Here is a 22522-nt window from a genome sequence, read left to right as displayed (position 1 = left end):
GGTTCAGTAAGCGTAGTTGACCGCGGCAAACCAGTTGCGCCGGGGTGCGGCATAGTACGAGTAATACTCACGGTCGAGCAGGTTGTCGATCGCCAGCGATGCGGTGATGTGCTTGTCGATGCGGTAGGCAATACGGCTGTCGACGACGGTGTAGGCATCGTAGGACTGGAAAACGTTACCGGCGAAATCGCTGTTGTCATCAGTCGAGTATTGCTTGCTGGCGTAGCGCAGGTTGCTGCCCAGCGTCCATGGGCCGAAGCTGGTGTCAAAGCCGAGTGTTGCCTGATGTTGTGGCAAATAAGCGATTTTCTTGCCCTGGCTGATGCGCGATTGGCTATTCCGCCGTACTTCGGAATCAGTCATCGTATAAGAGGCCATCAGACGGGTCGAGTCGCCGATTTTTTGCGTCATGCCGACGACGAAGCCCTGGCTGGTGGCCTCTTCCGCATTGATCCGGTTACGCGTCGTTCCGCTGCCTTGTGTGTAGATCAGGTCATCCATCCGGTTGCTGAAGGCAGTGAACTTGAGCTCGCCTCCTTGCCAGGGCTTGAAGTCTGCACCGATATCCAGCGTTGTGACGGTTTCTGGCTTGAGCAGCGGATTGGCCGTGTAGGTTGTCGTACCGATCTTGCCGCTACGATAAAGCTCGTAGACGGAGGGCGCGCGGAAGGCAGAACCGTATGACGTGCGCAGGGCAAGGGCCGAATTGACTTCAAAGCGCAGGGCCAGCTTTGGGTTCCAGGCTTCAGCCGTCCGGCTGGCGTAGTTTTTGTAGATATTGCCGCTGGTCCAGCCCGGGGTCTCGATATGACCGTTCGAATTTTTCCAGTAGTCGTAACGCAAGCCGAGATGCGCGAGCAGGCGATCGCTCAGTTGCCATTCATCCTGAGCATACAGGCCGAGAGAATTGGTTTCTCCACTGACGTTGGCGTAGAGATTGCCCCGGCTTGATGCATCGTGCCAGTTACTCAGCGTGTATTCGCTGTTGTTTGCCCGGTCGTGGCGCCATGCGCTCCCCAGCGTGATGCCGTGGCGATCCAGCTGACGTGTCCAGTAAGCATCAAGCAATTCGCTGCGGGCGGGAGAGTCGCTGATCCGGCTGGTGCTGGGGGTGATGAAATAATTGCTGCTGACATCAATATAGGCGGCACTGATCTTGAGCAATCCGCCCAGCGTTTCGATATCGCCGCCTAGCGAGTAGATCTGCCGTTCATAAGCGCCCGGGCTGGCCATCCAGGTCGAACAGATGGCTGTTGTCGGCGTACATCCGTTCCAGTTTGTCGTGCCATTGCTGTTTCTGAGATAGCTTTCCGGGGTGCTGTTCGAGTATTCATAAGCTTGGCGCTGCCAGCCGGCGCGCCATTTATTCAGGCCGCCCAGGCGCTGTTCGAGTTTGATGTACTCGCCATTTTCTTCCCAGGCCGTTGCTCCTTTATTGCCAACGAGATAAGCATTGACCCCCTTGTTGCTGCTGGTCTGGGTCCAACCGCTGACGGTGGCGCCAGGACTGCTTGTTGCCGTGACATTTTCATTGCGATAGCCGGCGGTTGCCATCCAGTTGCCGCCAATCAGGACCGACAGGCCATTATCGAACAGCGTGCCGCCCATCAAGCTGATCCGGCGCGTGTCTTCCGGTGCCGTCCCACGTGAAAAAGGTGCGCCGTAACCAAAACTGGCGTTGAACATCGGTGCTTTCGGCATCAAGGTGGTGAAATTCACCACGCCGCTCATCGCCGTCCCGCCATAGAGTGAAGACATCGGGCCGACCATGACTTCTGCCTGGCGGAGTATTTCGGTCGGCATGCCGGATAAATTGACGCTCCCGGCGTAACCGTCGTTGACCGGTACGCCGTCGACCATGACCAGCATCCGTCGTTCGTCCGGGATACCGCGCAATGACATGGCCTGGGTCGATTGGGTCGTGCCTCGCCCGGGTTGGATGGTCAGGCTCGGAATGTATTTGACGACATCGCTCAATCGGTCGTTTTTGCGGCTGTTCAATTCATCCTGGCGGACAATCTCGATCTGCCCCGGTGCCTTTTCCAGCGGCGTCATGAAACGACTGGCCGAAACAACGACCGATTCCAGTTCGGTCGGCTGGTCGCTGCGCAGTGGTTCGGCAATGGCGTGATGCGCGAAAAGCGAGCTGATGACAGCCGCAGTGTGGGTCAATCGAAAATTCATGGTCTTCCTTCTTCCGGCAGGCGTCCCCGCGAACCAGAATGGCATTGAAAAGGAAAAGCAAGGGATGACAGGTCGGCCGAATAAAGCTGGCGCCACAACCCCGTGGCAATTCCGTGATTTGTTTCAGGCCGGTATCCGGGCTCGCAAGTCTTGACGTACCGCCTTCCCAGGTTTTACCCAGTGGCCTTGAGGTACATCCGCACTCACTTACCGTTGCGGGGGCAGCAGCGGATTGATCTCATCGGAGACGCACCGCTTTCCCGTTTAACTGCACTTGGAGAATCCGCGCGCAGCACCTGACACGGTGCGCATTCTACATGCGCGCTTGCTGCATCGCACTATAAAAGTCGTGCTCATTTCGTATAAACCACTTTGAGAATAAAGGCTTAGTCCTTGACCACGCATCGTTTTTCCCTCTATAGTTCGCGCCATGAATACCGAACTCGAAGCGCTTGAAGCCAAGATTGAACAGGTGGTTGCCCTGGTGCACCAGTTGCGTGCCGAGAACGAGGTGCTGAAAAACCAGATGGCTGCTGCCGAGGCAGAGCGTCTCCACTTGCGTCAGACAATGACGGTGGCGCGAGAGCGCCTTGAAGGCCTGGTCGACAAGCTGCCCGAGGATGTCTGAGATGAGCACCGAAACGAATTTCCTCGATGTCAAAATCATGGGGCGCGAATATCGCGTGGCCTGCAGTGCCGAAGAGCGCGATGCGCTGCTTGCTGCGGTCGACCTGGTTGACAACAAAATGCGCGAAATCGCCCAGCGCACCAAAAGCACCATTGCTGAGCGCGTGGCGGTCATGGCTGCGCTCAACATCGCGCACGAACTGCTGGCCGGTCAGGCTGCCGGTGGTGTCGAAGGCGATGCGGAATCTGTTGATACTTCCGAGACAAAGCGTAGAATCGATCACATGGGAGCACGAATTGATTCCGTGCTTGCGCCCCAGCAGCAACTGGACATCTAGGTCATTTGCTGTTGACCCCGGCGCCGCCCGCCGAGCGTCCCCTGCGGTGTTTGTTAAGACCATATATTCCTTGAACCAATGCTAATTGGCATCGGTTGCGGACCATACCGCTGCTGTTGTGAGTGCCTCTCAGTCAGGCGTTCCTGATGCAGCTGGAAAGCGACCATTCTGGACCCCGGTTCAGGATGCCGGTCTGACGGCACTTGCGGGGGCCTTTTTTTGGCCTGGCGATGACTATTTCTCGTGATTTTTCGATGGCAGTCCCCGATCAAGCGGCTGTGCAGTTCTGGTTGATGAAATCGGAACCCGACGAGGTTTCGATTGATCATCTTGCCGCCGAGCCGAATATTCCCTTTCCGTGGTTTGGCGTCAGAAACTATCAGGCGCGCAACTTCATGCGCGATGCGATGCGGGTCGGTGATCTGGCGTTTTTCTATCATTCGGGCTGTGCCGAACCAGGGATCGCCGGGGTTTGCCGGATCGCTTCGGCGCCTTATCCCGATGCAACCCAGTTTGACGCGGTCAACCCGTATTTCGACCCAAAATCCAAAGCCGATTCGCCGCGCTGGTTATTGCGTGATGTCATCTTTGTGCAAAAGACGCGCTATTTGCCGCTGACCGAACTGCGGGCTTGTCCGGAACTTGCTAACATGCGCCTTCTTGCCCGCGGCAACCGCTTGTCGATTACACCGGTAACCGCTGAGGAATGGGCTTTTATCAATCGGCGTCTGGTAGAAAACTGATGACACTCTGGTGGTTGACCTATCCCCTGCTGGGGATTTTTGGCGGCTTTGTGGCCGGCCTGTTTGGTGTCGGTGGCGGTCTGACCCTGGTTCCCTTCATGTACATGTTGTACGTCGCCCAAGGCTTTCCGCCCGAGCATGTGATGCACCTGGCGCTAGGTACTTCGATGGCGACCATCGTGTTTACGTCGATTTCCAGCATGCGCGCTCATCATGCGCATGGTGCTGTCCGCTGGGATGTCGTGCGCAACCTTGCTCCGGGTCTGGTGCTTGGGACTTTTGGCGGATCGCTGTTTGCCGGCCTGGTGCCAACCGGGCCGATGACCATCATTTTTGTCGTCATCGTCTACTACGCCTCGGCGCAGATGATGCTCGATTTCAAACCGCATGCCCATCGTCAGTTGCCCGGACCGCTCGGCTTGTTCAGCGTGGGTGGGGTGATTGGCATCATTTCCAGTCTGGTTGCGGCGGGCGGCGGGTTTCTGTCGATTCCCTTCATGCTGTTCTGCAACGTTGCCATTCACTCGGCTGTCGGGACTTCGTCAGCCCTTGGTTTTCCGATCGCAGTTGCCGGAGCGATCGGCTATCTCGTTGCCGGTTGGAACGATGCAGGTTTGCCGCCCTATACCCTGGGCTATATTTACCTGCCGGCTTTTGTCGGCATCGTCACCATGAGCATGCTGATGGCACCGGTTGGTGCCCGGCTGGCTCACAAACTGCCGGTCAAAAAACTGAAACGGGCTTTTGGCGGCTTTCTGGCCCTGTTGGCCAGCAAGATGCTCTACAGCCTGATCGGTTGAGCTAGCTGCCGGCGTTGAAGTCGCGCAGTGTGGCGACGAGGTCGGCGAAGCGCTCGCCCTGAACCGTGACGTGGGCGCGCAGTTGGGCTGCCGCCAGATCGCTGTCCCCCTTGATGATCGCCTCGACGATGGCCAGGTGTTCGTTGAACGAGGTCGCCATCCGGTTGCGGACACGCAACTGTAGTCGTCGATAAGGGCGCAGGCGGCGGTGCAGTGCGGTGGCCTGTTCGACGAGGAAGCCGTTGTGGCTGGCCTCGTAGATACGCTGGTGAAAGACTTCATTCAACTGGTAATAAATGTCCGGCGTGTTTGCATCGCGCGCCGCTTCGCAGGCGCGGTGCGCTTCCTGTAATGCCAGTTGTTCGCCCGGAGTGATCCGGCGTGCAGCCAGTCGGCCGCACATGGCTTCCAGTTCAGCCATCACTTCGAACATTTCACAGACCCGGTCCGCCCCCACTTCGGGAACTGTTGCGCCGCGCCGCGGCCTTATTTCAATCAAGCCGACCGACGACAACTGGATCAGTGCTTCGCGCACCGGTGTTCGCGAAACACCGAAAGTATCCGCCAGTTCCTGCTCGTCCAGTCTTGTGCCTGGCGGATAAACCCCGGTCACGATGCGTTCCTCGATCAACTCGCCAAGGCGCTCTGATTGACGGGTGGTGGCAGGAATGTCAGCAGGGCTGTTCATGATTGATGCTCCGGCATATTGCAGTGGTTCAATTATACGAAATTAGTTGACCAGTATTCAATCATTGCCTATCTTGTATACACAACGGTGATTTTTGAACACAAAATAAAAGTGCGGCCCGCCTGATATCAGGATAAGCCAGCCAGTGAGGTTTCACCGTATTCGTTATTTGTTCATTCATCTGGAGGAGACAATCATGAACGAAACACGGCGCAATATCCTTAAAGGCCTCGCCGCCAGCCCCGCTCTGGCCCTTTCGCCCAATCTGCTGTGGGCGCAAAGTGCAGGCGAACTCAAAATATCCCACCAGTTTCCGGGGGGTACGGCGACAGAAGGTGACTTCCGCGATCGCCTGTGTCGTCGCTTCAGTGCCGAAATAAATAAACGGACCAATGGCGCCTTGAAAGGCACGGTCTATCCGGGGTCGTCACTGATGAAGACCAATGCCCAGTTCAGCTCGGTGCGCAAGGGCGCCCTCGATATGACGCTGGTCCCGCTGTCCTATGCCGGCGGCGAAGTGCCAGAAACCAATATTGGCTTGATGCCGGGTATCGTGACTTCCTACGAGCAGGCAGTGAGCTGGAAAAAGGCCGAAATCGGCAAGGCGCTGAGCAATATCCTGGCCGACAAGGGCGTACTGATCGTCAGCTGGATCTGGCAAGCCGGCGGTGTGGCCAGCCGGATCAAGCCGATCATCGAACCGGAAGACGCCAAGGGCCTCAAGGTTCGGGGCGGTAGTCGCGAGATGGATATGGTATTGAAGGCCGCCGGATCGACGGTGTTGACCCTGCCTTCCAATGAAATTTATGCGGCGATGCAAACGGGGGCGCTCGATGCGGCGATGACTTCATCGACCAGCCTGATTTCCTTCCGTCTGGAAGAGGTCGGCAAGGCGCTGACCACCGGCCGTGGCAAGACCTACTGGTTCATGTTCGAGCCGTTGCTGATCTCGCGCGCCATTTTCGAAAAGCTGCCCAAGGCGCAGCAGGACATCATCATGGCCGTCGGTGCCGAGATGGAAGCTTTCGCGCTGGAAGGCGCCAGAGCCGACGATCAGGCCGTGGCCACGGTTTACCAGAAGGCTGGCGGCAAGGCTTATGACCTGAACGATGCGGCGGTCAAAAAATGGCAGGCAATTGCCCGTGAGACGGCCTGGAAGGATTTTGCCGGCAAGAACGAAAGCTGTGCCCGTATTCTCAAGCTGGCCGAGGCTACGCTGTGAGTCACGGCTTCGAACTGGAGGGGGCCGTCAAGGCACCCGAAATTCCCGAAGCGGGAATCCTGGGGGGAATCAATCGGCTGATGCAGGGGCTACACACAGCGATCATGTTCCTGTCGTCGATTGCTTTGCTGACTGCTTCGCTGATCCTGTGCAGCAGCGTCTTCCTGCGCTATTTCCTGAAAATCCCGACCGATTGGCAAGACGAGATGTCGGTCTTCCTGCTGGTCGGTGCCACGTTCATGTGTGCCGGCTATGTCCAGTCGCAGCGTGGCCACATCGGCATCGAAGCGGTGGCCAGCCTGCTGCCGCCGCTGGTCAATCGCTTGCGCCTGATCTTTTGTGATCTGGTGTCCTTCCTGTTCTGCAGCTTCTTTTCGTGGAAATCGATGCTGTTGCTGCATGAAGCCTGGGTCGACGGGCAAACCACCTCTTCCTCATGGGCCCCACCGCTGTGGATTCCCTATGGCTTCATGACTACCGGCATGACCTTGCTATCGCTGCAGATTCTGCTGCAACTGGTCGCCGGCATCGTTCGCAAGGAGAAATAACATGGCCGAATCCACTATCGGCATGCTTTATGGCCTGGGCACCCTGATCGTGATGTTCTCAGGCATTCCGATCGCCTTCGCCCTGGGCACCATCGCCGTTCTTTTCATGCTGGTTTTCATGCCGGCAGCCGCGACCGACACGATCACCCAGAACGTGTTCGAGGAAATGGCCAACATCACGCTGCTCTCCATTCCGTTGTTTATCCTTAAGGGGGCTGCAATCGGCCGTTCGCGGGCTGGTGCCGACCTCTACCTGGCGATCCACGCCTGGATGCACAAGATTCCCGGCGGTCTCGGTATTGCCAATGTCTTCGCCTGTGCCCTGTTCGCCGCAATGGCGGGTTCCAGCCCGGCAACCTGTTCCGCGATCGGTGGCGCTGGTATTCCGGAAATGCGCTCGCGTGGCTATTCGCCGGGCTTTGCGGCCGGCATCATCGCCGCTGGCGGTACGCTCGGTATCTTGCTGCCACCGTCGATCACGATGATCTTGTTCGCGGTCGCTGCCGAGCAGTCGCTGGGCCGTCTGTTCCTTGCCGGCATTGGCCCTGGCCTGCTGCTCGTCGTCCTGTTTGCCGGCTATGCCGTGGTCCGTTTCCGCCAGGAATACAGCCAGGCGCTTGATGTCTGGCATTCGGGCGGCGCCAAGTCGGCCTACCTCGACGAAATGCGCATGACGCGTGCCGACAAGACCCGCATGTTGCCCCGCGTCATTCCCTTCGTGCTGCTGCTGATCGGCGTCATGGCCGCGCTCTACGGGGGCTACGCGACCCCTTCGGAAACGGCCGGTCTCGGTGGCATCCTCGCCCTCGTGCTGATTGCCGGCATCTACGGTGTCTGGCGTCCGACGCAGCTGAAGCCGATCCTCAACAGCACGTTGAAGGAATCGACGATGCTGATGTTCATCATCGGCATGTCGCTGCTCTACTCCTACGTGATGAGCTACCTGCACATCAGCCAGGGCGCCGCCGAATGGATCGTTGCCATGCACCTGTCGAAGTGGCTGCTGCTCGCTGCCATCCTGGTCTTCGTCGTGGTGCTCGGTTTCTTCCTGCCGCCGGTGTCGATCATCCTGATGACTGCGCCGATCATCCTGCCACCGCTCAAGGCTGCCGGCTTCGACCTGATCTGGTTCGGTATCGTGATGACCGTGGTCATGGAAATGGGCCTGATTCACCCGCCGGTTGGCTTGAATATCTTCGTGATCAAGAATGTTGCGCCGGACATCCCGTTGAAGGACATCGTCTGGGGGGTCATGCCCTTCCTTGGCCTGATGTTCCTCGCCGTACTGCTGCTCTGCATCTTCCCGGGCATCGCTACCTGGCTGCCGGATCTGGTCATGGGCGCGGCAAGCTGAGGAGCCGATAACCATGAACGCACCCTTGCCCCGCAACTGGGATATCTTGCGCCAGAGCCGTACTCGCCGTCTTGAACGGGCGGCGAGTCTCGGTCTGGCTGGTAAAAATGGCAATGAAATCCCGGTCGACCGCATCATCGACCTGCTTGAAGCGGTCATCCAGCCCGGCGACCGCGTCTGCCTCGAAGGCAACAACCAGAAGCAGGCCGATTTCCTCTCCGAGTCCCTGGCTGAGTGCAGCCCGGAACGCATCAATCACCTCAGTATGGTCCAGTCAGTCCTGGCGCTTCCCAGCCATGTGGATCTTTTCGAGCGCGGCCTGGCAAACCGCCTCGACTTTTCTTTCAGCGGCCCGCAGGGCGCCCGGCTGGCCAAACTGGTCCAGGAACAGCGCATCGAGATCGGGGCGATTCATACCTATCTCGAACTGTTCGGCCGCTACTTCCTCGACCTGACCCCCAATGTCGCGCTGATCGCGGCACAGGCGGCCGATGCCGAGGGCAACCTCTATCTTGGTCCGAACACCGAGGACACCCCGGCCATCGTTGAAGCCACTGCTTTCAAGGGCGGCATCGTGATTGCACAGGTCAACGAGCGGGTCGAGAAACTGCCACGGGTTGACGTGCCAGCCGACTGGGTCGATTTCACCGTCCTCGCCCCGAAGCCCAACTACATCGAGCCACTCTTTACCCGCGACCCGGCGCAGATCACTGAAGTCCAGGTCTTGATGGCGATGATGGCGATCAAGGGCATCTACGCCGAGTACGGCGTGACGCGGCTGAACCATGGCATCGGCTTCGACACCGCAGCGATCGAGCTGCTGCTGCCGACCTATGCCGCCGACCTCGGCCTGAAGGGCAAGATCTGCACGCACTGGGCCTTGAATCCGCATCCGACGCTGATCCCGGCTATCGAATCCGGTTTCGTCCAGTCGGTGCATAGCTTCGGCTCGGAAGTCGGCATGGAAGCCTATGTCGCGGCCCGCTCCGACGTCTTCTTCACCGGCGCCGATGGCAGCATGCGCTCGAACCGGGCCTTCAGCCAGACGGCCGGCCTCTACGCCTGCGACATGTTCATCGGATCGACGCTGCAGATGGATTTGGCCGGCAACAGTTCGACGGCGACCCTGGGCCGCATCACCGGCTTCGGCGGCGCGCCGAACATGGGTTCCGACCCGCACGGCCGGCGTCACGCCAGCCCGGCCTGGCTCAAGGCCGGGCGCGAGGCGGCGGGACCGAACGCCATCCGCGGCCGCAAGCTGGTGGTACAGATGGTTGAAACCTTCCGCGAGCACATGGCGCCGGTCTTCGTCGAGGAACTCGACGCCTGGCAGCTGCAGAAATCGATGGGTGCCGATCTGCCACCGATCATGATCTACGGCGACGACGTCAGCCACATCGTGACCGAGGAAGGCATCGCCAACTTGCTGCTCTGCCGCACACCGGAAGAACGCGAACAGGCGATCCGCGGTGTTGCCGGCTTCACGCCGGTCGGCATGGCGCGCGACAAGCGTGCCGTCGAGAACCTTCGGGACCGCGGCATCGTCCGCCGTCCCGAAGACCTCGGCATCGACCCGCGCCACGCCACGCGCGACCTGCTCGCCGCCCGCTCCGTCAAGGATCTGGTGCGCTGGTCGGGCGGCCTCTACGCGCCCCCTTCACGCTTCCGTAATTGGTGATTGCCATGGAAACTCTTGAATTTCGCTTCGATTCGGCACCCGCCGCTCGGGCCGCAGACCCTGCGCTGTGCGGCGTGGTTGGGTCGGGCAATCTGGAAATTCTGATCAAGACCGGCATCGAACCTGCTGCCTGCCGGGTCAGTATCAAAACTTCGGCGCGCGGTTTCGGTGAAGTCTGGCAAGCCGTACTGGGTGAATTTGCCGCCGGTCACCCGGCCGGTGGCACGGTCATCGTCATCAACGACATGGGGGCGACGCCCGCAGTCGTGACCCTGCGCCTGGCCCAAGGGCTGGCCGAATATCTGGGAGGTGCCCGATGAGCCATTCGCTCGCAACCCGTCGCAGCTGGTTCGAGGCTACGGCCCGGGCTCGTCTTGCCGGCCTGCTTGATCCGGGGAGCCTGACTGAAATCCTTCCGCCGGCCCAGTCGCAGCCCAGCCCGCATCTGGCCCAGCTTGATCTGCCTGGCGCTTTCGACGACGGTGTGATCATTGGTTGCGGTCGACTGGCTGAAAAGACTGTTTTTGTCGCGGCTCAGGAAGGTCAATTCATGGGCGGCGCTGTCGGTGAAATCCACGGTGCCAAGATCGTCGGCCTGCTGCGCCGGGCGGTCAAGGAAAAACCGGCTGCCGTGCTGCTGCTGATCGATTCCGGCGGCGTCCGTTTGCATGAGGCGAATGCCGGCCTGATCGCCATTTCCGAAATCATGCGTGCCGTGCTTGATGCGCGTGCGGCCGGTGTGCCGGTTGTCGCGCTGGTCGGCGGTAGTTGCGGTGCTTTCGGTGGCATGGGCATCGTCGCCAAGCTCTGTTCGGCCATCCTGATCTCAGAGGAAGGCCGGCTGGCGTTGTCCGGGCCGGAAGTCATCGAAACAGTAGCCGGCGTCGAGGAATTCGATGCCAAGGACCGGGCGCTGGTCTGGCGTGTTACCGGCGGTAAGCACCGTTACTTGATGGGCGACTGCGCGATGCTGGTTGATGATGATCTCGCCGCTTTCCGCCGTGGCGCGACGGAATTTCTCGCCGGCTGGCGCGAGTCGGCGCCGAGTCTGGCCAGCCTGCGTAGCCGGCAGCAGGTGTTGGAAAACCGCCTTGCCGCCTATGGTGCGCTGCGCGACGGTTTGCAAATTTGGGCGGCGCTCGGCGTTGCCCAGCCGGAAAGTGTGCCGCTGCTCGACCGCGACAGCCTGGTCGCCTTGAAGGAAGGATTGCCGACATGAAGCTGATTGACATTCTTGATTGTCTGTTTCCGGCCGGTCATGCGGTCGACGTGGCTAATTCGGTGATAACCGGCCAGGCCGAAACGGCACAGGGGACGGCTGCCGTGCTCGGCACCACCGATGCGGCGGCGATTGATCACGCAATGGCGCTGGCGCTGGCCGATTTTATTCTCGATACCGTCGAACAGCACCCCGGTCGGCCATTGGTTTTCATGGTCGATACCAGTGGTCAGGCTTTGTCGCGCAGTCAGGAATTGCTGTGCCTGAACGGTTCGCTGGCGCATCTTGCCAGTTGCGTCGATCTGGCCCGCCGCCAAGGCCACGCTTCGTTCAGCCTGGTTACGGCCAACGCGGTCAGCGGCGGTTTCCTCTCTTTTGGACTGATGGCCGACCGTGCCTATGCGCTGGCCGATGCCCAGGTCCGGGTCATGGATCTGCGGGCGATGGCGCGGGTGACCAAGATCCCCCATGAGCGCTTGGTCGAGCTGGCGGCGACGTCACCGATCTTTGCGCCGGGCGCCGAGAGCTACGTCCGGATGGGTGGGGTCGAGGCGATCTGGCCGACAGCCTCGGCCGAACTGCTCGAACAGGCCTTGCTTGTTGCGTTGCAGACGGCACCAGTGACCGATCAGCGGATGGGCTGCGGCCTGACGCGTGGCGGTCGCCAACTGGCAGCCGGCGTCGCCAAGATGGTTCAGAACACCGTCCTCGGCGCCTGATCCGATGCGCCGCCACGATCTCGTCTATCTCGCGCCGGACGCAGCTTTTGCGACGCCCTGTGCCGAGCCGGGCGGGGCGTACTGGTTGGCAGCACGGCAGTGGATCGCGGCAGGCCATCCGCTGGTTGCCGCCCGCCAGCCGGGGGGCGGGAACTTGCTGCTCGGTCTTAGTCTGCCGACACGGTTGCAGCGAAAAAAGCTGTCGATCCGTGTCGACCGCAGCAGCATTGACGAGATTCGGCCGCCGCTCGCCCTGGCCGACAGCTTGTCTCGCCTGCCGGCCGGAGAAGCTGCCGTGCTGGCCAGGCTGGCCGAGCAGGCGGCTGCCTGTTCGCTCCGACTGGGCGTCTATGGTTCGCTGGCCTGGGAGGTGTTGAGTGGGGAAAGTTATCGTCATCCCGATTCGGACATCGACCTGATCTGCGATATCGAGCATGTCGGCCAATTGGCCACTATCTTGCCGGCCCTGGAGCAGGCCGCTGCCGAACTGCCCTGCCGGCTGGATGGCGAGTTGCGCTTTCCAGGCGGCCATGCAGCTGCCTGGCGCGAAATCGCCGGGCAGCTCACGCGGCCGAATGCCCAGGTTCTGGTCAAGGGCGAGCATGAGGTCGGCCTGTGGCCGCTGCACACTTTGACTGCCTGCTTGTTACCGGAGCCTTGCCATGCCTGAACGCGCCCTGTTACTTGCCCGTCCACAGCCGGTCGCCGCGCCAGTCGGCGAGTTGTTTGCCGCCCGTATCGGCCGGCTGGCGATTCGCAGCCTGTACCGCGAAGTGGCGCTCGACGGCAAGCCCGGTCTGGTCGGACCGACCGGCAGTGGCAGTCATCCCGACATGGATTTCACCACCTTCATGCGCAGCCTGCAGGCCTTGCGCGGCTACTTTCCAGCCATCGCCGCCTGCGGTTTGCAGCGGCCAAGCTTCGCCCCATTGCAGGCGCTCGGTATCGTGGCCGAAGCCGAGATGCTGGCGGCGACTGCTGCGGTCAACACCCATCGCGGGGCGATTTTCAATCTTGGCTTGCTCTGTGCGGCACTCGGCGTTTTACAGGCTGAGGGCGTGGAACTTGACGCCGAATCGGCCTGTGCTGTTGTCCATCGCGACTGGGGGGCTGAAATTCTGGCTGGCCTGAGCGGGGCAAGTACCGACGCACCGCTCAGCCACGGCCTGATCGTCGCCCGGCGCGACGGCAGTGGCGGCGCGCGCCAGCAGGCCGCCACCGGTTTCCCGGCCGTGCTTGACGTCGGCTTGCCGGCCTATCGTGCTGTGCTGGCAGCAACCGGTGACGCTGAATTGGCGGCGATGCAGGCGCTGTTCGCCTTGATCGCCGAACTGGACGATACCAACCTGCTGTGGCGTGGCGGGCGAGATGGGTTGAACTACGGCCGGCGTGCCGCGGCAGATTTCCTCGCTGGCGGTGGTGTGCTGGCCGCTGACTGGCGGGCCCGTGCGGCAGCGATCGACCGCGACTTCGTGGTGCGTCGCCTGAGCCCCGGCGGGAGTGCCGACCTGCTCGGCGTCACGCTCTTCCTGGCCGAATTCGACGCTCCGGCCTGACCATGCGCCTTGCCCTCCTCTTCAGCGGCCAGGGCGGGCAAGGCCCAGCCCACTGGCAACAGGTTCAGGCGGGCGTCGCGGGTGAGCTGGGTGAGGCGCTGTCACGGGTGCTGCCTGGTATTGCCGATCCCCTTGCCGCGAGCCTGGAAGCACCGGCTAGCCCTGGGGGCGACGCCGAAAAACTGGCTAAAAACAGCATTGCCCAGCCGCTGATCTTCGCCCAGCAAATGCTGCTCTGGCGGCAGTTGCAGCCTCGTCTGCCGCGGCCGATCTGCGCCGCCGGCTATTCGCTGGGTGAAATGGCGGCCTGCAGTGCGGCCGGTGCTTTTTCGGTTAGTCAGGGGCTGGATTTATGCGCCGAACGTGCTGCACTGATGGATGCGGCCGTCGCTGGCGAACAGGGCATGCTCGCCGTGCTCGGCCTCGACGAGGCGCAGGTCGAATCATTGGCGGTGGCCGCCGGCCTGGCTGTCGCCATTCGCAATGCACCGCGTCATCTGGTGGTGGCCGGTGCCCGATCCGGTTTGTTGGCGGTGGCGGATCAATTTGCCGCAGCCGGTGCCAGCCGGCTGGTTCATCTGGCGGTGCGCACGCCGTCGCATACGGCGCAACTGACGCGTGCTGCGGTCGACTTCGCGAAAAGCCTCGATTTGCTGCCCGATCAGCGCCTGGCATTTCCTGTGCTCAGCGCGATCGACGCAACGGCGGCCCGCAGTGTCCGACCGGCCCTCGCCGCTCTGGCCCGGCAGATCTGCACGCCGCTTGATTGGGCGGCCTGTCTGCAGGCCGTGGCTGAAATGCAGCCCGATGCCGTCCTTGAAATTGGCCCGGGCAATGCATTGAGCCGGCTGTTTGCCGAACTGGCTCCCGATATCCCCGTCCGGGCCTGCGATGATTTTCGCAGTGTCGACGGTATCGTCCGCTGGGTCGAATCAGCCGGCTGATCGCGCCGGCTTGCCTTATTGCGCCTTGAACGCGGGTTTGCGTTTTTCAAGGAAGGCGCTCAGGCCTTCCTTATAGTCCTCTGTGTCGAGGAAGGCGAACGATGCGGCTTTTTCTTCATCGTTCAGCGGTCGACCGTTTTGCAGGCGGCGAATCCACTGTTTGTGCCAGCCGGCTACCAGCGGGGCGCCGGCACAGATGCGACGTGCCGTGGCATAGGCTTCATCTTCGACCTGCGGATCAGGAACAACGCGGGTCACCAGCCCTTTTTCATAGGCTTCGGTGGCGTTGAGAATGCGTCCTTCAAGCAGAATCTCCTTCATCACGGCCGCGCCGGCCAGTTTCAGCAAGCCCTCCATCTCGCCCGGATACATCGAAAAGCCGAGTCGATTGATCGGCGCGCCGAAGCGGGCCGATTCGTTGCTGATGCGCAGGTCGCAGACGCCGGCGATTTCGAGGCCGCCACCGATGCAGGCTCCCTGGATCAGGGCCACGGTCGGGTGCGGGCAATCGGCGATGGCATTCAGGGCCAGTGCGACTTGCTCGTGGTAGTGCAGGGCTTGTTCCAGCGTGGCGCGTGCCGTGACGAATTCTTCCAGATCGCCGCCCGCGGCAAAGGCATCGTGCCCGGCGCCGCGCAGCACGATGCAGCGGATGTCGCGGTCAACCGCCAGCTTGCCCATGATGCCCGCCAGGTCCTGCCACATGGCCAGATTGATGGCATTCAGCTTGCCGGGATTGTTGAGTGTCAGGGTGGCGATTTCGCCGTTTGTGGAGAGGTCGACCGTAGCCATGTGCGCAAAGTGTTGTTTTTAATGGATTGAATTATAAGCCCAGGGATATTCACGCATCGTGAATGTCTTATATAAGATATAATACAGCCGCCGATTTTTCGGTAATTACAAATTACTAATTATGGAGATATAGCCATGAGCAGCGCGATGTATGAGCGTATGCGGGCCAATCCGAAGTTCCAGGACCTCGTCGCACGACGCGGCCGCTTTGCCTGGACCTTGGCCTTCATCGTATTGGCCATGTTTTACGGCTTCGTGATGGTTGTTGCCTTCAACCCGCTTTCGCTCGGTCAGCCGATCAGCGAGGGTTCCAAGGTAACGGTCGGGGTTGCCGTTGAACTTTTCATGTTCATTTTCTTCTGGGTGCTGACGGCTGTTTATGTGCGCCGCGCCAATACCGAGTTTGATGCCCTGACGCAGGAAATCGTCAAGGAAGCCTGGAAGGAGAGCAAATAATGCGTCACCTGACTCAACTTATCTCCGCGCTCGGCCTTTTTGCCGCAGCGGCGTCGGCATATGCCGGTGGCCCGCTTGAAGGCGTAACCGAACAGCAGGCGACCAACTGGCACGCCATCATCATGTTCTGCATCTTCGTCACGATGACGATGGGCATTACCTACTGGGCGGCCAGCCGGACCAAATCGACGGCTGACTTCTACACGGCAGGCGGCGGTATCACCGGTTTCCAGAACGGTCTGGCGATTGCCGGCGACTACATGTCCGCCGCCACGCTGCTCGGTCTGACCGCCATGGTTTATACCCAGGGCTACGACGGCTATATCTACATGCTGTGTTTCTTCGCCGGCTGGCCAGTCATCCTGTTCCTGATGGCCGAACGTCTGCGCAATCTCGGCAAGTTCACCTTCTCCGACATCACGGCTTATCGCCTTGATCAGGGCAAGGTGCGGACCATGGCCGCGATTTCGTCGCTGGTCGTTGTTTGTTTCTACCTGATTGCCCAGATGGTCGGTGCCGGTCAGTTGATCAAGCTGCTCTTCGGCCTGGAATACAACGTCGCCATCTTCGCTGTCGGCATCCTGATGATGGTCTATGTCACCTTCGGCGGCATGGTGGCCACGACCTGGGTGCAGATCATCAAGGCCTGCATGCTGCTGGCCGGCGGTACGCTGGTCATGGTGCTGGCCATGAGCCAGTTCGATTTCTCCTTTACCAAGCTGGTTGACCGCGCCATGTCGGTGCACAAGCTTGGCGAGAAGCTGATGTATCCGGGCAGCCTGCTCAAGGATCCGGTTACTGCGATCTCGCTCGGTCTGGGTCTGATGTTCGGTACGGCTGGTCTGCCGCACATCCTGATGCGCTTCTTCACCGTGACCGATGCCAAGGAAGCGCGCAAGTCGGTGCTTTACGCATCCGGTTTCGTGGCTTACTTCTTCAACGTCATCTTCCTGATGGGCCTCGCCGGCATCCTGGTCGTCGGTCAGAACCCCGAGTTCTTCGAAGGCGGCACGGTCGGCGGCAAGCTGATCGGTGGCGGCAACATGGTTGCCATGCACCTGGCCAAGGCCGTCGGCGGCAACATGCTGCTCGGCTTCCTGGCTGCCGTGGCTTTCGCCACCATCCTGGCTGTCGTTTCCGGTCTGGCACTGGCTGGCGCCTCGGCGATCTCGCATGACATCTACGCTCGCGTCATCATGAAGGGGCAGGCTTCCGAAGCCACGGAAATCCGTGTCTCCAAGATTGCCACGATCTGTCTCGGTGCCGTCGCCATCGTGCTCGGCATCCTGTTCGAAAAGCAGAACATCGCCTTCATGGTCGGTCTGGCTTTCGGCGTTGCCGCCGCCGCCAACTTCCCGGTGCTCATCCTGTCGATGTACTGGCGTGGTCTGACGACGCGTGGCGCACTGTTCGGTGGTTATGGTGGTCTGGTTTCCGCCGTGCTCTTCGTGCTCTTCTCCAAGTCGGTGTGGGTCGACGTGCTGGGCAATGCTGCTCCGCTCTTCCCCTATACCCAGCCGGCCCTGTTTGCCATGCCGGTGGCCTTCCTGCTGGCCTACATCTTCTCGAAAACCGATTCCAGCGCCCGTGCTGCGGTTGATCTGGGTGGATTTGAAGACCAGTACGTTCGTGCTCAGACCGGTTTTGGTGCCGCAAGCGCCAGCAACCACTAAGCAGAATCAGCTGTTGAAAACCCCGGCGCGCAAGCGACCGGGGTTTTTCATTTTTGTACGGCTGGAATGCGTAACTCCAGGTGCGTTGCTATAGTATATTTAACAAAAATCCCAATAAATTCCGGCCTCGTTGTTGCCGGTCCGGCTATTGGCCTGGGTAAGCTGCTGAATTGGAGAGGCAAAGGTGAAACGAGCTATTGAGCCGACCAGCATCGAACGTACGATGCGCGAAGACGATTTCATCGTATCGAAAACGAATGCCAAGGGAATCATCACCTACGGCAATCCGATTTTCATCGAATTTTCAGGGTATACCGAAGCGGAGTTGCTGGGGTCGCAGCACAATATCATTCGTCATCCGGATATGCCGCGCTCGGTATTCAAGTTGGCCTGGGATACGATCCAGGGCGGCAAGGAGTTCTTTGGTTACGTCAAGAACATGTCCAAAGATGGCGGTTTTTACTGGGTTTTCACGCATATCGCACCTGATTTTGATGCGAACAGACAAATCGTTGGTTTTACCTCGGTACGCCGTTGCCCGCGTCGCGAGGCGATCAGCAAGATCGAGCCGGTTTATCGTGAAATGCTGCAGGCCGAACGCGCAGCCGGTGCGCGCGATGCGATTGCTGCCGGAACGCAGGTTCTGGTCGACCTGCTGAACAAGTCTGGAACTGGATATGAAGAACTTGCTTTCGCCCTTTAGGCTCAAAATTCTGCTCGTCGGCATGCTGCTGGCCGGGCTGGCTGCGGGCTTCTATTCCCCATGGGCACCCTTTTTCCTGATCCTGCCGGCCATCTTGATTCTGCTCCTCGGCAAAACGTCGGGCGACGCTCAACTGAGTGCGCTTGATGCCGAGCTGCAGGCAATTGGCCAGGGCAATCTGGTTGGACGTTTGCCGAACCAATTTGACGATGCCACGCTGGAATCAATCCGGATCAATCTCAATTCGGCGCTCGATCAGACGGAGTCTGCGTTTCGCGAAATTCTGGGGGCGATGAGCGCATCGTCGGAAAACAGGACATGGCGTCGTTTGCAGACCACCGGGCTGCACGGTGCCTTCAAAGATGTGTTGCTGCAAGTGCAAACGGTGCTTGACCAGCTTGATGCCGCCCAGGAATCCATTGCCCGGGAAGCCTTGTTGTCGCGTATTTTCCTGCGTTCGGAGCGTGGCTTGTCGATGGCCATTACGCATGTCGGTTCGGCGCTTGGCGATGTGGATGGCAACGCCGTTCAGTCGGGTGAGTTGTCGGCCAGTTTTGCCGACTCGGCGAGTGCCATGGCCGATGCCGCAAACCGCATGTCACTGGCCCTTGGTGGCGCTCAGCAGGCCGCAGAAGCGGGGTCGGCAGCGCTCGATGAACTGAATGCCAAGACCAGCGATATCCGTGATCTGACCGGGCGGATCGACGGCATCGCCAAACAGACCAACCTGCTGGCGCTCAATGCCGCCATCGAGGCCGCGCGAGCCGGTGAGGCCGGGCGTGGATTTGCTGTTGTGGCTGATGAAGTCCGCAAACTGGCGGATCAGTCGCAGCGCTCGGCAGAGGAAATTACGACGGCCATCGAGCAAATCACCCACGCGCTTGTGATGACGACCGACCGGGTCGGTACATTGAAACAGGCGGTTTCCGGCGCACGAACGACGGCCGATGAATTCGGCCTGAATCTGGCGGATGCCGCCGGTTCGGCAACACAGGTGCGCGAACTGGCCCTGTCAATTGGTGGTGGCGCAAAGACCATGGGCGCATCGATGCATCTTGTTGCGTTGGCCCAGAAGGCGCGCGCCGATGTCACCGCTATCCTGCACGGTGACAACGTCAACATTGCCAATCTCTCGGAGCTTGAGCAGAAAGCGCTGACCATCGCCCAGTCGCGGACGTGGGTCAAAGGCAGCAAGGACCGCGAGGCGTTGATCGAAATTTACGAGATGCTTTTTGCCAACATCGAAGGCCAGATGCATTGACCGTGCTGCGGTCAACGCCAGAAATCAGGCTGTTTTGACGGCAGGGTCCTGAATCTTTGCCAGCGCTTCCCGGCCGGAAAGCAGGTGGTCGTGCATCAGCTTTTCGGCCTTGGTGCTATCGCCGGCTTCAAGGGCGGCCATGATTACCCGGTGTTCATCAAGCGATTGCTGCAGGCGGCCTTCGAGTGACAGCGAGTGCAGGCGAGAAAGCTTGAGCACCTTGCGAAGATCCTGGATGACCGAAAGCAGCCAGCGGTTGCCGGACAATTCCTGGATTTTCCTGTGAAATTCCTGGTTGGCTTCAAAAAAAGCATCAATTCTGCCTTCGCGGGCAGCCGACTCCAGTTGTTCATGGATGGCCTTCAGGGCCGTCATGTCGGCCGCCTTGGCGCGACGGACGGCTTCCGAGGCACAGCGTCCCTCCAGCATGGCCATGAGCGGGAAAATGTCGTCGAGGTCGCGGCGGGAAATTTCCGTAACGTAGCAGCCGCGGCGTGGCTTCAACTCGACCAGCCCCTCGGAGGCGAGAACCTTGAGGGCTTCGCGCAGCGGTGTCCGGGAAATACCGTATTGCTCGGCCAGCTTCTGTTCATCGATCCAGGTGCCAGGCGTCAGCTCGTGCGCAAAGATGCGTTGCCGCAAACGTTCGGCAACTTCCTGGTAGAGCGCGGTGGGAACAATACGGGTCATGGTGTTGTGTGGTGTGTAAGTTAAGGGCACGTCGATACATTGCCGACTTGCATCCATAATTATGGATAAAGTATTATGCGTTGGTTTGTATGTCAAGCTAGGCTCGAAAGCGTAGAATTTTGAATTCTGCATCATCGGCCTCAAAAAATCGAATTAGCGAGGGTGAGTCATGTCTGAAAAATTCTTTGATTCCAATAACCTGGACGCCTGGGAAAAGGCTGCCGCGAAACATTCGCCGGCTGGTGACGTCAAGAATCTGAACTGGATCACCCCGGAAGGCCTGACGGTCAAGCCGCTGTATACCAAGAGCGACGTCGAGAATCTCGAATTTGCCGACACCCTGCCTGGCTTCGCACCGTATCTGCGCGGCCCGCAGCCGACGATGTATGCGGTCAAACCGTGGACCATCCGCCAGTACGCCGGTTTCTCCACCGCCGAAGCTTCCAATGCCTTCTATCGCAAGGCGCTGGCTGCCGGCGGCCAGGGTGTTTCCGTGGCTTTCGACCTGGCGACGCACCGTGGTTACGACTCCGACCATCCACGCGTCACTGGCGACGTCGGCAAGGCGGGTGTGGCGATCGACTCCGTCGAAGACATGAAAATCCTGTTTGACAGCATTCCGCTCGACAAGATCTCCGTCTCGATGACCATGAACGGCGCCGTGCTGCCGATTCTCGCCGGCTACATCGTCGCCGCCGAAGAACAGGGCGTGCCGCAGGACAAGCTGTCCGGTACCATCCAGAACGACATCCTCAAAGAATTCATGGTGCGGAACACCTACATCTATCCGCCCAAGCCGTCGATGAAGATCATCGCCGACATTTTCGGCTACACCGCGCAGCACATGCCGAAGTTCAACTCCATCTCGATTTCCGGTTATCACATCCAGGAAGCCGGCGCCAACCAGGCCATCGAGCTGGCCTTCACGCTGGCAGACGGCATGGAATACGTGCGTACCGGCGTCGCCTCGGGCATGGACGTCGACACCTTCGCCGGCCGCCTGTCCTTCTTCTGGGCCGTCGGCATGAATTTCTACCTGGAAATCGCCAAGATGCGCGCCGGCCGCCTGCTGTGGGACCGCATCATGACCGGTTTCAACGCCAAGAGCGCCAAGTCGAAGATGCTGCGCACGCACAGCCAGACCTCGGGCTGGTCGCTGACCGAGCAGGACCCGTACAACAACGTCGTGCGCACCACCATTGAAGCGATGGCGGCCGTTTTTGGTGGCACCCAGTCGCTGCACACCAACGCGCTCGACGAAGCCATCGCGCTGCCGACCGAATTCTCTTCCCGTATCGCCCGCAACACGCAGCTGATCATTCAGGAAGAAACCCACATCACCAACGTCGTCGATCCGTGGGCTGGTTCCTACATGATGGAAAAGCTGACCCAGGACATGGCCGACAAGGCCTGGGGCATCATCCAGGAAATCGAGGCGATGGGCGGCATGACCAAGGCCGTCGAATCGGGCTGGGCCAAGATGCAGGTCGAAACCTGTGCGGCCGACAAGCAGGCACGCATCGACTCCGGCAAGGACGTCATCGTCGGCGTCAATAAATATAAGCTGGCCAAGGAAGACGCGATCGACATTCTCGATATCGACAACCATGCCGTCCGTGATTCCCAAATTGCCCGCCTCAAGCAGATTCGTGCGACGCGTGACACTGCTGCGGTCAACGCCGCTTTGGAGGCATTAACCAAGGCCGCCGAAACCGGTGAGAGCAACCTGCTCGACCTGACCGTCAAGGCGATGCGCCTGCGTGCCACGGTGGGTGAAGTGTCGGATGCGCTGGAAAAGATCTTCGGTCGTTTCCGCGCCAACAACCAGACCATTTCAGGTGTTTACGGAGGCGTTGTGGAAGGTCAGGAAAGCTGGGAAACCATCAAGGCCGATATCGCCAAGTTTGCCGACGAAGAAGGCCGTCGCCCGCGCATCATGATCGCCAAGCTGGGTCAGGACGGCCACGACCGGGGCGCCAAAGTGGTCGCCACCGCCTTTGCCGACCTCGGCTTCGACATCGACATGGGCCCGCTCTTCCAGACACCGGAAGAAGCCGCTCGCCAAGCCATCGAAAACGACGTGCACGCCATTGGCTGCTCGTCGCTCGCCGCCGGCCACAAGACGCTGGTGCCGCAAATTATCCAGTCGTTGAAGGCGCAGGGTGCGGAGGACATCATCGTCTTCGCAGGTGGCGTGATTCCGGCGCAGGATTACGACGCTCTCTATGCAGCAGGTGCCAAGGCCATCTTCGGGCCGGGTACGCGCATCGAGGACTCGGCCAAGCGCGTCATGGAAGAAATCCGCAAGGCGCGCGGCTGATTACTGA

The 22522-nt window shown here is 60.1% G+C and carries 23 protein-coding genes, 1 other RNA gene and 1 riboswitch; of the genes, 20 read left to right on the top strand and 4 right to left on the bottom strand.

The window, feature by feature from the left end:
- Nucleotides 1–3 precede the first annotated feature (3 nt).
- Nucleotides 4–2184: a TonB-dependent receptor gene (locus KI614_RS15600; RefSeq protein WP_226406807.1), complete on the bottom strand. Its 2181-nt coding sequence runs from the start codon at nt 2182–2184 to the stop codon at nt 4–6.
- Between the two features lie 108 nt (nt 2185–2292).
- A riboswitch (cobalamin riboswitch) is annotated at nt 2293–2499 on the bottom strand.
- Nucleotides 2500–2614: 115 nt separating this feature from the next.
- Between KI614_RS15600 and KI614_RS15595 the strand changes: the two genes are divergently transcribed.
- The 5 genes from KI614_RS15595 (at nt 2615) to KI614_RS15575 (ending at nt 4692) form a co-directional block, all read left to right on the top strand.
- Nucleotides 2615–2812 carry a hypothetical protein gene (locus tag KI614_RS15595; RefSeq protein ID WP_203467933.1) on the top strand — a complete coding sequence of 66 codons (198 nt, stop codon included), beginning with the start codon at nt 2615–2617 and terminating at the stop codon, nt 2810–2812.
- 1 nt (nt 2813) lies between these two features.
- Nucleotides 2814–3149 (top strand): cell division protein ZapA, encoded by a 336-nt coding sequence (locus KI614_RS15590; protein ID WP_226406806.1) that lies wholly within the window; start codon nt 2814–2816, stop codon nt 3147–3149.
- A 35-nt stretch (nt 3150–3184) separates the two neighbouring features.
- Nucleotides 3185–3365: non-coding RNA, 6S RNA (gene ssrS, locus KI614_RS15585), on the top strand.
- 77 nt (nt 3366–3442) lie between these two features.
- Complete coding sequence (locus KI614_RS15580; protein WP_264178077.1) at nt 3443–3892, top strand: EVE domain-containing protein; 450 nt, start codon at nt 3443–3445, stop codon at nt 3890–3892.
- Nucleotides 3892–4692 carry a sulfite exporter TauE/SafE family protein gene (locus tag KI614_RS15575; RefSeq protein WP_226406803.1) on the top strand — a complete coding sequence of 267 codons (801 nt, stop codon included), beginning with the start codon at nt 3892–3894 and terminating at the stop codon, nt 4690–4692. Before KI614_RS15580 ends, KI614_RS15575 begins: the two co-directional genes overlap by 1 nt.
- A 1-nt stretch (nt 4693) precedes the next feature.
- On the opposite strand, the gene KI614_RS15570 is transcribed toward KI614_RS15575, so the two are convergent.
- Nucleotides 4694–5380, bottom strand: a complete 687-nt coding sequence (locus KI614_RS15570) for a GntR family transcriptional regulator (RefSeq protein ID WP_226406801.1) — start codon at nt 5378–5380, stop codon at nt 4694–4696.
- A gap of 196 nt (nt 5381–5576) precedes the next feature.
- Between KI614_RS15570 and dctP the strand changes: the two genes are divergently transcribed.
- Genes dctP through mdcH form a run of 10 tightly spaced genes read left to right on the top strand, consistent with a single transcriptional unit; the run spans nt 5577 to nt 14620 of the window.
- Nucleotides 5577–6602: a TRAP transporter substrate-binding protein DctP gene (gene dctP / locus KI614_RS15565; RefSeq protein WP_226406799.1), complete on the top strand. Its 1026-nt coding sequence runs from the start codon at nt 5577–5579 to the stop codon at nt 6600–6602.
- On the top strand, nt 6599–7150 hold the full coding sequence (locus KI614_RS15560; RefSeq protein WP_226406797.1) for a TRAP transporter small permease: 552 nt from the start codon (nt 6599–6601) through the stop codon (nt 7148–7150). The genes dctP and KI614_RS15560 overlap by 4 nt, the downstream gene beginning before the upstream one ends.
- A gap of 1 nt (nt 7151) precedes the next feature.
- Nucleotides 7152–8504 carry a TRAP transporter large permease gene (locus KI614_RS15555; RefSeq protein WP_226406796.1) on the top strand — a complete coding sequence of 451 codons (1353 nt, stop codon included), beginning with the start codon at nt 7152–7154 and terminating at the stop codon, nt 8502–8504.
- Between the two features lie 13 nt (nt 8505–8517).
- Nucleotides 8518–10182: a malonate decarboxylase subunit alpha gene (gene mdcA, locus KI614_RS15550; RefSeq protein WP_226406795.1), complete on the top strand. Its 1665-nt coding sequence runs from the start codon at nt 8518–8520 to the stop codon at nt 10180–10182.
- Between the two features lie 5 nt (nt 10183–10187).
- A complete protein-coding gene (gene mdcC / locus KI614_RS15545; protein WP_226406794.1) occupies nt 10188–10502 on the top strand; it encodes a malonate decarboxylase acyl carrier protein in 315 nt (104 codons plus the stop codon).
- The gene (locus tag KI614_RS15540; protein ID WP_226406793.1) at nt 10499–11401 is read left to right on the top strand and encodes a biotin-independent malonate decarboxylase subunit beta; all 903 of its coding nucleotides are present in this window, start codon (nt 10499–10501) and stop codon (nt 11399–11401) included. The genes mdcC and KI614_RS15540 overlap by 4 nt, the downstream gene beginning before the upstream one ends.
- Complete coding sequence (gene mdcE, locus KI614_RS15535; protein ID WP_226406792.1) at nt 11398–12120, top strand: biotin-independent malonate decarboxylase subunit gamma; 723 nt, start codon at nt 11398–11400, stop codon at nt 12118–12120. The genes KI614_RS15540 and mdcE overlap by 4 nt, the downstream gene beginning before the upstream one ends.
- A gap of 4 nt (nt 12121–12124) precedes the next feature.
- Nucleotides 12125–12790, top strand: a complete 666-nt coding sequence (gene mdcG, locus KI614_RS15530) for a malonate decarboxylase holo-[acyl-carrier-protein] synthase (RefSeq protein ID WP_226406791.1) — start codon at nt 12125–12127, stop codon at nt 12788–12790.
- On the top strand, nt 12783–13676 hold the full coding sequence (gene mdcB, locus KI614_RS15525) for a triphosphoribosyl-dephospho-CoA synthase MdcB (RefSeq protein ID WP_226406790.1): 894 nt from the start codon (nt 12783–12785) through the stop codon (nt 13674–13676). The genes mdcG and mdcB overlap by 8 nt, the downstream gene beginning before the upstream one ends.
- 2 nt (nt 13677–13678) lie before the next feature.
- Nucleotides 13679–14620, top strand: coding sequence for a malonate decarboxylase subunit epsilon (gene mdcH / locus KI614_RS15520; protein WP_226406789.1), 942 nt, complete (start codon nt 13679–13681; stop codon nt 14618–14620).
- 15 nt (nt 14621–14635) lie between these two features.
- Here mdcH and KI614_RS15515 read toward each other — a convergent pair whose 3' ends face one another.
- Nucleotides 14636–15412 carry an enoyl-CoA hydratase/isomerase family protein gene (locus tag KI614_RS15515; RefSeq protein WP_226406787.1) on the bottom strand — a complete coding sequence of 259 codons (777 nt, stop codon included), beginning with the start codon at nt 15410–15412 and terminating at the stop codon, nt 14636–14638.
- A gap of 135 nt (nt 15413–15547) precedes the next feature.
- On the opposite strand from KI614_RS15515, the gene KI614_RS15510 reads away from it, so the two are divergent.
- From KI614_RS15510 to KI614_RS15495, 4 genes are all read left to right on the top strand, one after another.
- Nucleotides 15548–15868 carry a DUF485 domain-containing protein gene (locus KI614_RS15510; RefSeq protein ID WP_226406785.1) on the top strand — a complete coding sequence of 107 codons (321 nt, stop codon included), beginning with the start codon at nt 15548–15550 and terminating at the stop codon, nt 15866–15868.
- Nucleotides 15868–17541: a cation acetate symporter gene (locus KI614_RS15505; RefSeq protein WP_226406783.1), complete on the top strand. Its 1674-nt coding sequence runs from the start codon at nt 15868–15870 to the stop codon at nt 17539–17541. Before KI614_RS15510 ends, KI614_RS15505 begins: the two co-directional genes overlap by 1 nt.
- Nucleotides 17542–17725: 184 nt before the next feature.
- Nucleotides 17726–18244, top strand: coding sequence for a PAS domain-containing protein (locus KI614_RS15500; protein ID WP_226406781.1), 519 nt, complete (start codon nt 17726–17728; stop codon nt 18242–18244).
- Entirely contained in the window at nt 18219–19505 is a 1287-nt protein-coding gene (locus KI614_RS15495) for a methyl-accepting chemotaxis protein (protein WP_226406780.1), read from the top strand. The genes KI614_RS15500 and KI614_RS15495 overlap by 26 nt, the downstream gene beginning before the upstream one ends.
- Before the next feature lie 24 nt (nt 19506–19529).
- On the opposite strand, the gene KI614_RS15490 is transcribed toward KI614_RS15495, so the two are convergent.
- Entirely contained in the window at nt 19530–20195 is a 666-nt protein-coding gene (locus KI614_RS15490) for a GntR family transcriptional regulator (protein WP_226406779.1), read from the bottom strand.
- Nucleotides 20196–20364: 169 nt separating this feature from the next.
- Between KI614_RS15490 and scpA the strand changes: the two genes are divergently transcribed.
- Nucleotides 20365–22515, top strand: coding sequence for a methylmalonyl-CoA mutase (gene scpA, locus KI614_RS15485; RefSeq protein ID WP_226406778.1), 2151 nt, complete (start codon nt 20365–20367; stop codon nt 22513–22515).
- Nucleotides 22516–22522 lie beyond the last annotated feature (7 nt).

The sequence above is a fragment of the Dechloromonas denitrificans genome (genome assembly GCF_020510665.1).
GTDB lineage: Bacteria > Pseudomonadota > Gammaproteobacteria > Burkholderiales > Rhodocyclaceae > Azonexus > Azonexus denitrificans_B.
Note: the sequence above shows the minus strand (reverse complement) of the source record. Positions and strands in the feature narration are given on the sequence as shown.

Excerpts from the sequence above, each read along its gene's own strand:
- KI614_RS15495 (WP_226406780.1), top strand. The coding sequence starts at position 18,219 with ATGAAGAACTTGCTTTCGCCCTTTAGGCTCAAAATTCTGCTCGTCGGC.
- KI614_RS15570 (WP_226406801.1), bottom strand. The coding sequence starts at position 5,380 with ATGAACAGCCCTGCTGACATTCCTGCCACCACCCGTCAATCAGAGCGC.
- KI614_RS15555 (WP_226406796.1), top strand. The coding sequence starts at position 7,152 with ATGGCCGAATCCACTATCGGCATGCTTTATGGCCTGGGCACCCTGATC.
- KI614_RS15510 (WP_226406785.1), top strand. The coding sequence starts at position 15,548 with ATGAGCAGCGCGATGTATGAGCGTATGCGGGCCAATCCGAAGTTCCAG.
- mdcA (WP_226406795.1), top strand. The coding sequence starts at position 8,518 with ATGAACGCACCCTTGCCCCGCAACTGGGATATCTTGCGCCAGAGCCGT.
- KI614_RS15600 (WP_226406807.1), bottom strand. The coding sequence starts at position 2,184 with ATGAATTTTCGATTGACCCACACTGCGGCTGTCATCAGCTCGCTTTTC.
- mdcC (WP_226406794.1), top strand. The coding sequence starts at position 10,188 with ATGGAAACTCTTGAATTTCGCTTCGATTCGGCACCCGCCGCTCGGGCC.
- mdcG (WP_226406791.1), top strand. The coding sequence starts at position 12,125 with ATGCGCCGCCACGATCTCGTCTATCTCGCGCCGGACGCAGCTTTTGCG.
- KI614_RS15515 (WP_226406787.1), bottom strand. The coding sequence starts at position 15,412 with ATGGCTACGGTCGACCTCTCCACAAACGGCGAAATCGCCACCCTGACA.
- KI614_RS15590 (WP_226406806.1), top strand. The coding sequence starts at position 2,814 with ATGAGCACCGAAACGAATTTCCTCGATGTCAAAATCATGGGGCGCGAA.
- KI614_RS15540 (WP_226406793.1), top strand. The coding sequence starts at position 10,499 with ATGAGCCATTCGCTCGCAACCCGTCGCAGCTGGTTCGAGGCTACGGCC.
- mdcH (WP_226406789.1), top strand. The coding sequence starts at position 13,679 with ATGCGCCTTGCCCTCCTCTTCAGCGGCCAGGGCGGGCAAGGCCCAGCC.
- KI614_RS15595 (WP_203467933.1), top strand. The coding sequence starts at position 2,615 with ATGAATACCGAACTCGAAGCGCTTGAAGCCAAGATTGAACAGGTGGTT.
- scpA (WP_226406778.1), top strand. The coding sequence starts at position 20,365 with ATGTCTGAAAAATTCTTTGATTCCAATAACCTGGACGCCTGGGAAAAG.
- KI614_RS15580 (WP_264178077.1), top strand. The coding sequence starts at position 3,443 with ATGAAATCGGAACCCGACGAGGTTTCGATTGATCATCTTGCCGCCGAG.
- KI614_RS15575 (WP_226406803.1), top strand. The coding sequence starts at position 3,892 with ATGACACTCTGGTGGTTGACCTATCCCCTGCTGGGGATTTTTGGCGGC.
- dctP (WP_226406799.1), top strand. The coding sequence starts at position 5,577 with ATGAACGAAACACGGCGCAATATCCTTAAAGGCCTCGCCGCCAGCCCC.
- KI614_RS15505 (WP_226406783.1), top strand. The coding sequence starts at position 15,868 with ATGCGTCACCTGACTCAACTTATCTCCGCGCTCGGCCTTTTTGCCGCA.
- KI614_RS15490 (WP_226406779.1), bottom strand. The coding sequence starts at position 20,195 with ATGACCCGTATTGTTCCCACCGCGCTCTACCAGGAAGTTGCCGAACGT.
- mdcB (WP_226406790.1), top strand. The coding sequence starts at position 12,783 with ATGCCTGAACGCGCCCTGTTACTTGCCCGTCCACAGCCGGTCGCCGCG.
- mdcE (WP_226406792.1), top strand. The coding sequence starts at position 11,398 with ATGAAGCTGATTGACATTCTTGATTGTCTGTTTCCGGCCGGTCATGCG.